This is a genomic window from Anoxybacillus sp., assembly GCF_036834105.1.
Classification (GTDB): domain Bacteria; phylum Bacillota; class Bacilli; order Bacillales; family Anoxybacillaceae; genus Anoxybacillus.
The window spans coordinates 1-8973 of sequence record NZ_DAITON010000096.1; the positions used below are offsets into that span (position 1 = coordinate 1).

6 protein-coding genes and 1 pseudogene are annotated in these 8973 nt (G+C 42.5%); all 7 read right to left on the reverse strand.

Going from position 1 to position 8973, the window contains the following annotated elements:
* Window positions 1–875, reverse strand: a pseudogene (locus tag V7Z64_RS09700) (IS1634 family transposase); the annotation flags it as partial.
* Between the two features lie 146 nt (window positions 876–1021).
* Window positions 1022–1705 carry a respiratory nitrate reductase subunit gamma gene (gene narI / locus V7Z64_RS09705; RefSeq protein ID WP_297991212.1) on the reverse strand — a complete coding sequence of 228 codons (684 nt, stop codon included), beginning with the start codon at window positions 1703–1705 and terminating at the stop codon, window positions 1022–1024.
* On the reverse strand, window positions 1706–2257 hold the full coding sequence (gene narJ, locus V7Z64_RS09710; protein ID WP_297991214.1) for a nitrate reductase molybdenum cofactor assembly chaperone: 552 nt from the start codon (window positions 2255–2257) through the stop codon (window positions 1706–1708).
* Window positions 2258–2272: 15 nt separating this feature from the next.
* Window positions 2273–3748, reverse strand: a complete 1476-nt coding sequence (gene narH / locus V7Z64_RS09715; protein ID WP_297991216.1) for a nitrate reductase subunit beta — start codon at window positions 3746–3748, stop codon at window positions 2273–2275.
* Entirely contained in the window at window positions 3738–7421 is a 3684-nt protein-coding gene (locus tag V7Z64_RS09720; protein WP_297991218.1) for a nitrate reductase subunit alpha, read from the reverse strand. Before V7Z64_RS09720 ends, narH begins: the two co-directional genes overlap by 11 nt.
* A 180-nt stretch (window positions 7422–7601) precedes the next feature.
* The gene (locus V7Z64_RS09725) at window positions 7602–8129 is read right to left on the reverse strand and encodes a hemerythrin domain-containing protein (protein WP_003394319.1); all 528 of its coding nucleotides are present in this window, start codon (window positions 8127–8129) and stop codon (window positions 7602–7604) included.
* Window positions 8130–8244: 115 nt separating this feature from the next.
* Entirely contained in the window at window positions 8245–8874 is a 630-nt protein-coding gene (locus tag V7Z64_RS09730; RefSeq protein WP_297991221.1) for a Crp/Fnr family transcriptional regulator, read from the reverse strand.
* Window positions 8875–8973: the final 99 nt, after the last annotated feature.

Here is an 8973-nt window from a genome sequence, read left to right on the forward strand (position 1 = left end):
CAAGCGCAAAAGATACAGCGTCTCCACCTCGGGTTCCACCCCTTTTTTCGGCCGGCCGCGCCGTTTTTCTCGGCCAACGAAAAGGAGTCGCTCCACGCTGGATCGGGTTGGACATCCGCTTCCGCCAGAGCAGCTTTGACGATTCGGAGCGACGATGGGCCTCTCGTGATCAAAAAGGCGTTGGCGGCTTTCGTCTGCGCCAGAGTGTCTTTCGTCATGGCGGCGGAATCGGCCACGTAAATCCATTCGTCTTCAATCTTGGCTTGTTTGAGCTGTTCGTGGACACGGGACAGCACCTCCGGATTCCACGTTTTGTCCGGCAGGTTGCCGTCGTGCACATCGCCGTAAAACGGGATGCCATCCTCGTTGCCGATCAGCCCGAAACCGATCTGTTTTTGCCATCGATGATGCCGGTTGTAGCCATGCGTGATCCGCAGGGCCTCTGACGAGACCGATTCATACGCGCCGTAAACGGTCTTGTCCGTCGTATCGACGTGGAAGGCCTAGAGAGGAAGGCCTTCTTTCCGATAAATGTGAATCAAGCAAGTGCTGATCACCTTGTGAATATCCGCCTCATACAGGCGGTCGAGATGACGAGCCAACGCATCATCATTGAACCAAGAAGGCTTCAGCCCCGGCCGGATCAGCTTCGACAAATCGATCTCATGCGCCCATCGCTCCAAATGGACGAGCGCTTGTCGTCCGCTCAAGATATCCAGAAGGATCAGCTTGACCGCATCGCTGGTTCGGGTTTGGCATTGGGGATCCACCGGAACCAGCCGATCGATGAGCTGGAGAAGGTCAAGATCTTGGAAAAGGGCACTTATTATATTCAAATAGGAACTGTCATAAATCTCACAAATTTGAACATCCATGGTGGACAAACTCCTTTGCATTCCTTGTGTGTCAAGGATTCATTCCACATCGATGCAAAAAAATCCTCCCGATTTTCGTCGGAAGGGTGCGAAATGTGAGTCAATATAGTGAAACAAGAAAAGAGATCTCGAAAAAGAGACCTCTTTCATTGTTGCTTCGGAACACGACGACGATAAACGACGTAACTGCGCCCTAAATAACGAAACGGCATACTAAATATGTGAACTAATCGTGTAAACGGCCAAACGATAAAAATACATAAAGCTGAGATGATATGAATTTTAAACCAAATCGGTACGCTTTCCATGTATGTTGGATCTGCACGAAACGTTAAAACGGTGCGAAACCAAGGGCTGATCGTTGTTCGATAGTCAAATCCGTCAGCATTCACATTCAATGATGTAGAAGCAAAACCGGTCAACATGACAATCGCTAATAAAATTAAAACGAACCAATCTGCTTTACTAGTTATCAAACGAATGCGCTTCACTGTTAAACGACGTTGAATAAGAATCGCTAAACCAACGATAGAAACAATCCCTGCTGGAAGCCCGAACGCGATCGCCATCGTATGGTACATATACTCGGAAACGCCTATCGCATCATAAAACGCTTTCGGAATAAGAATGCCCATCACATGACCGATGAAAACGAAAATGATCCCCCAATGAAACAAAATGCTTCCGAGCCGCAACGATCGTTTTTCAAGAAATTCGCTCGATTTTGTCGTCCATCCAAACTGATCGTGCTGATAGCGATAAATATGTCCGCCAATAAAAATCGTTAAAACGATGTAAGGGAAGTATCCCCAAAGAAATTGTTCGAGCAATTACGACACGCTCCCTTCTGCAAGTTTACGCACCCCTATCTCTTCAAGTGCCATGAGCAACACATCGAATAAAATGGCGTAATAACTTTCAGCTGCAATGAGCTGTTCACGAATGTGAGATATATGATTGAAATATTTTTGCATGAGCGGTTGAACATACACACGCTCTGCTTGTGATGCAAATTCAAGCATAAGCGGTAAGTAGTCCGGCAATTCTCGCTCCGTTATGTCAAAACCTGCTGATTTGTACAGTTGCTTCAATTGTAACAGTTCGATTCCACGTTCTCTTTGTTCGCCCGTGCTCATATATGTGACGTATAAATTTGTTTTTTTGCCAAAATCAAACGTATACACATACGTTTCAATCCACGTCATTTCATCCGTTTGTTTCACATAGTCAATAAATTTTTGTATGTTTTGAACGATTGGACGATGCGGAATATGTTGACTAAACGTTGCACAATCATCTAGTTGTTTCCGCCATTGCCGATCTGGGTACGATAACAAATACGAAACGATTTCAAACACCGTTTGTACGTGAACATAATCCATTTGAATCCTCTCCCTTTATGACGAAATGGTGCCGCATGGTCCCGGTCCACCCATAAACGATAATCCGCACGTACCTTGTTCTGCGTATAACTCAGCAACTTGTTCGCGGTGCGATGCTGGAATGACGAAACGGTCGTTGTATTTAGCAATCGCTAATAGACGGTACATTTCTTCAATATCTTCTCCGTTTAGCCCTAACGACTGAATCATTTGTTCATTCGGTTGTTTATTTGTTTGTAGCGCACGCATATATAAACGCATCGCTGCCATTTTTTTCAGCACTGTACGAATATGTGATTGATCACCAGCCGTTAATAAATGAGCTAAATACTCAATTGGAATGCGCATCTCATCAATGGCTGGGAAAATGTCGTATTCACTTGCCCTGCTTCCTTTTCCTTCAATCATATTTGTAATTGGGCTTAATGGCGGAATATACCATACCATTGGCAATGTCCGATATTCTGGATGTAACGGTAATGCGATTTTCCAATCAACGATCATTTTATAAATTGGTGATTTTTGTGCCGCCTCAATCCACGCTTGTGGAATTCCTTCTTCTTTCGCTTTCGCAATGACTTCCGGATCATGTGGATTTAAGAAAATAGATAGCTGCGCTTCATACAATTCTTTTTCGTCTGTTACGCTCGCTGCTTCTTTTACGCGATCTGCGTCATACAACATTACGCCAAGATAACGCACACGTCCTACGCACGTTTCAGAACAAATTGTTGGCAATCCAGCTTCTAATCGTGGGAAACATAATGTACATTTTTCCGCTTTGCTTGTTTGCCAGTTGAAATACACTTTTTTATATGGACAGCTTGATACGCAATATCGCCAAGCACGGCAAGCATTTTGATCTACGAGTACGATGCCGTCCTCCTCTCGTTTATACATCGCTCCAGATGGACAGCTTGATACGCATGGAGGATTAACACAATGCTCGCAAATGCGCGGTAAATACATCATAAATACTTGTTCAAATTCCGCTTGAATCGACTGCTCCATTTTCACTACGTTTGGATCTTCTAATGCTGTGACATGCGCACCAGCTAAGTCATCTTCCCAGTTCGGCCCCCATTTTAACTCCATAAACTCTCCAGTCAATGAAGATTTTGGACGTGCGACAGGCTGATGTTTCTTCTCAGGGCTATTTGTTAACGTTTCATAATCGTAATTCCACGGTTCATAATAATCGTCGATCGTTGGTAAGTTCGGATTGTAAAATAAATTGAGTAATCGATTTGCTTTTGAGCTCGCCTTTAGCTGTAGCTCCCCATTTTTCAACTCCCAACCGCCTTTATATTTCTCTTGATCTTCCCATTTTTTAGGATAACCGATGCCAGGTTTCGTTTCTACGTTGTTAAAATACATATATTCGGCACCTGGACGATTCGTCCAGGTGTTTTTGCATGTGACGCTGCACGTATGGCAGCCAATACATTTATCTAAGTTCATTACCATGCCAATTTGTGCTTTAATCTTCAAGCCAATCAACCTCCTTCAACTTGCGAATAATGACGTTCAAGTCGCGTTGGTTTCCAGTCGGACCGTAATAGTTAAATCCATAGCTTAATTGCGCGTATCCTCCGATCATATGCGTCGGTTTGACATGAATGCGTGTCGGACTATTATGCGTACCGCCGCGATTGTTCGTTAATTTTGATCCCGGTACGTTAATATGCCGATCTTGAGCATGATGCATAAATGCAATTCCTCTCGGAAGGCGGTGAGAAACGACTGCACGCGCAACAACGACACCGTTTCGGTTGAAACATTCAATCCAGTCGTTATCTTGAATGCCTGCTTCTTCCGCGTCTTCTTTACTTAACCAAATAGTTGGACCGCCGCGGAATAGCGTCAACATCGGTTGCGAATCAAAATACATACTATGAACAGACCATTTATTATGCGGCGTTAAATAATTGAGCGTAATCTCTTTTCCTTCGACATCTGGACGATTTTTTTGGAACGGTTTATGTTGCAAAATAGGCTTAAACGTTGCCATCGTTTCACCAAACTCTTGCATTAACTCATGATCAATATAAAATGATTGACGTCCTGTTAACGTCCGCCAAGGAATAAGTCGTTCCACGTTTGTCGTAAATGGCGAATAGCGACGTCCACCTTTTTCCGAACCGCTAAATGCAGGCGATGTAATGACTGTTTTCGGTTGCGCCGTAATTTGTTCAAATGTAAAACATTCTTCTTCTCGCTCTTCCGCTAAATCTTTTAATTGTAAATTCGTCTTTTTCTCAAGAGATTCCCATGCTTTTACCGCCACATGACCATTTGTCGTTGATGAAAGAGTTAAAATGGCTTCAGCTACTTTTTTTGCATCGCTTATATCTGGGCAACCGTTCGCAACAGTGGCGCCTCGAACTGTTCCTAACACTTGTTTTAATTTTTCATATTCTTCTTCTACCGACCATGTCATACCTTTTACACCAAAAGGTGCTTTGACAACATTTGGACCGAGCGCTGTCATTTTTTCAAATATTTTTGTGTAGTCCCGCTCAACAACGTGAATTTGCGGCATCGTTTTTCCTGGAATCGGCTCACATTCACCTTTACTCCAATCTTTAATTTTTCCAAACGGTTGTGCTAATTCTTGTGGAGTATCGTGAAGGATCGGTGTCGCCACAACTTCTTTAACTGGCATCATGCCTACTTCTTCCGCTACTTGTGATACGGCCTTTGCAAGCGATTTAAAAATTTCCCAATCTGAACGTGCTTCCCATGGTACGGCAATCGCAGGATTAAATGGATGAATAAACGGATGCATATCTGTACTGCTTAAATCATGCTTCTCATACCATGTTGCTGCAGGTAATACAACATCAGAATATAACGCCGTTCCAGCCATTCGGAAATCGAGGTTAATAAGCAAATCTAATTTTCCTTCAGGTGCTTCCTCACGCCACGTTATTTCTTGCGGACGAAGACTATCTTTGTCATCGTTCATTAATCCGTGCGATGTTCCGAGCAAATGTTTCAAAAAGTATTCATGTCCTTTTCCTGAACTTGAAATTAAGTTAGCACGCCAAACGATTAAGTTACGCGGGAAGTTTTTCTCGTTGTCCGGGTCTTCAATCGCAAAACGCAACTTCTTCTCTTTTAATTGGTTTGCTACGTATGTGCCAATGTCTTCAATTGTTTCCGCTCCTGATGCCAAAGCTTCGTTATACAAATCAATTCCGTTTCGCTCAAACGTTGGATATGAAGGGAGCCAACCTAAACGCGCCGCAAGGACGTTATAATCGGCATAATGTTGGTAACGCGCCTCTTTAACAAGCGGTGAGACGAGTTGCCCAACCGGCGTATCCTCATACCGCCATTGATCCGTTGCAAAATAATAAAATGATGTGCCGTTTTGCAGTTTTGGTGGAGCCTGCCAATCTCGTGCCATCGCAATCGTTTGCCAACCTTCTACCGGACGCAATTTTTCTTGACCAACATAATGCGCCCAACCACCCCCGTTTACTCCTTGTGCACCAACGAATAAAACGAGGTTTAAGACGGCACGATAAATCGTATCTGAGTTAAACCAATGGTTAATCCCTGCGCCAACGATAATCATTGAGCGACCTTTTGTATCGATTGCATTTTGAGCGAACTCGCGCGCAATTTGAATAACGAGATCGCGCTTCACACCTGTGATGTTTTCTTGCCATGCTGGCGTAAACGGAATAAGGTCATCGTATGTTTTCGCTACTTCACCACCGATCCCACGATCAACCCCATAGTTAGCAAGCACTAAATCATATACGGTCGTGACGTATAATTCTTCATGCTCCGTTTGTACGCGTTTTACAGGCACAGCACGTTTTAAAATTTTGTTTCCATCATGAGAAAAATACGGAATTTGTATAGTTACAACCTCGTCTTCTATGCCTAACATCGTCAGTCGCGGCTCGATCGCTTCCTCTGTTTCTTCGTCTACCATGTTTAAGTTCCATTTTCCTTTGTTTTCCCAGCGTGAACCAATTGTTCCATTCGGAATCGCAAAATCATTTGTTCGTTCATTCCAAAGCGCTGGTTTCCATTCCCCATTTGTCGTGTTCCGTCCAATATCAGACGCGTGTAGGAAACGATCAGCAACAAATTGCCCATCTTCTTTCTTTTTCAACGTAACTAAAAATGGAAAATCTGTGTATGTTTTTGCATAGTTTGTAAAGTATTGTACTTGTCTATCTACATAAAACTCTTTTAAAATAACATGCCCCATCGCCATCGCTAAAGCGCCGTCTGTCCCTTGTTTAACGCTCAACCATTCATCCGCTAGCTTCGTCGATTCAGCAAAGTCTGGACTAATCGAGACGACTTTTGTTCCTTTGTATCGAACTTCTGCTAAAAAGTGAGCGTCTGGAGTACGCGTCATTGGAACGTTTGATCCCCATGTCATAATGTAACCAGCGTTATACCAGTCGCTACTTTCTGGAACGTCCGTTTGATCTCCCCAAATTTGTGGTGAAGCTGGTGGCAAGTCAGCGTACCAATCATAAAAGCTTAAAATCGGTCCACCCATCAATGACATAAAGCGTGCACCTGCTGCATGGCTAACCATCGACATTGCGGGAATTGGAGAAAAACCAACGTTTCGATCTGGACCATATTTCATGACTGTATAAAGTAAAGAGGTGGCAACAAGTTTTAATACTTCATCCCACTCCGCACGAACAAATCCACCTTTTCCACGCGCCTGCTTATAACGCTTTGCTTTCTCCGGGTTTTCAACGATGCTTTTCCAAGCATCAATCGGATTTTTATGTTGCTGCAATGCTTCACGCCACATATTTAACAACACGCCACGAACGTACGGGTACTTCACGCGAAGCGGGCTATAAATATACCAAGAAAAACTTGCCCCACGCGGACAGCCCCGCGGTTCAAAATCGGGCATATCCGGTCCTGTTGTTGGATAGTCGAGTTTTTGACCTTCCCATGTGACGATACCGTCTTTCACATAAATATGCCAACTACATGAACCTGTACAGTTTACGCCATGTGTTGAGCGTACGACCTTGTCATGTTGCCATCTTCTACGATATATTTGCTCCCAATCGCGATCTTGATATGTGACTTCACTATGCGCATCTGCATGACGTTCAATCGGTTTCACGTAGTTCAATCGTTTGAACAACGGTGACTTCTTTTTCACATCGCTCACTCCTCTTCGTATGAAATCCTTCTATCTCCACTATAAACGGGAACATCACAAATAAATGTGAGGTACCTCACATGTTTTTTAATTGTCACAAATATGTCGAAATATTAGAAAAGCGCCCCCATCCCATTAAGTGAAGATGGGAAAAACTGAAAAAGACTAATCCGTCATGGATTAGCCTTCGATCTCATTTATTCTTTTTGCTAATTGTTCTTTTTCTTCGACTGATAATAACTTTTCAGCCATTGGAAAAAGCACTTGTTCTTCTTTCGTAAAGTGATCGGTTAAAATCATATAGGCGTTGATTACGTAAGAAGCTAGTTGCTTTGCTTCTTTTTCGCAAATCGTTTCAGTTTTTTGTAAAAATGTCGCAATATTTCTTTTCGCTTCTTGATGTTCGTACTCCATGACTGCAATCGGACCGAATTGTTTTCCAATGTAGCGTTCCATCATCGGAAATAATATATCTTCTTCCCGACGTGAATGCGGATCAAGTTGTTGTAAAAATTGCTGTACATGTTCGCGCAAACGAATAAGCGCTTGAACAACATCTTGTTCTTTACCATCGTAAATGCTTTTTGCTTCAACAAAAAGAGCATACTTTTGTTCGTTTAATGGGACGTGCTCTTCTTTTAATCGTTGCAATGGCGGACATAATGAAATCGGCTCACTTCCAATGAGACTGCAAGGTGAAAACTCCATCGTCATCCCTCTTTTCTTCGCATGCTTAATGGTTACACAATCATTGTATAAAAAAGATGTATGTTTTCGTGTGATGCACGTCACACGTATAATGAAAAAAATGAATGTTTATTGACTATTCAATGTTGCAATATGAAGCTGGACATCCTTCACAGTTAATCTGCTTTTTTAAATAGTCTAAGCTATGAATAATAATTTTTCTTCCTTTGAAGGAAATGATTCCTTTACTTTTTAACGTATTTAATTCCCGATTGACGCTCTCACGCGATGTCGAACTAAAATTCGCTAAATCTTGGTGTGTAACTGGAACGTCTAATAAAATGCCTTCTTTTGTCTGAATGCCGTAACTATTTGCCATACGGATGAGCGTCGAATATAATGCCCCTTTTTTTCCATATAAAACAAGATCACGGAATTTTGTATGTTGCTTACGAAAGTGATCGGTCATCATTTTCAAAAACTCGACAGCAAACTCTGGATTAGCGAGCAGTTCTTTTTCAATATCCTCATTTTTTATCGCTAGCACTTCACTATCTTCTAGCGCACGACCGTTAAATAAATATCTACCGTTGTCTGAAAAAATCATGAGTTCCCCGATCACCGCGTTTGGACCGCATAGCCGTAAACACAACTCTTTTCCATCCCCGGAAAATTTACTAATTTGAAATTTACCAGATAAGACGACGAAAAAGTTTTCACCTATTTGCCCCTCTTGAAACAAAAACATACCTTTTTTCACTTTGATCGTCTTATAAGCTAACGTTTTGAGTTGTTCAAAATTTTTCTTACTAACTGTAGATGAGCATTTTTTATTACATTAATTTCCATCCCTAAGAGACAAACA

Bases quoted from the DNA above. Each gene is read 5' to 3' on its own strand.
- narJ (WP_297991214.1), bottom strand. From the start codon at position 2,257: ATGGATTATGTTCACGTACAAACGGTGTTTGAAATCGTTTCGTATTTG.
- V7Z64_RS09725 (WP_003394319.1), bottom strand. From the start codon at position 8,129: ATGGAGTTTTCACCTTGCAGTCTCATTGGAAGTGAGCCGATTTCATTA.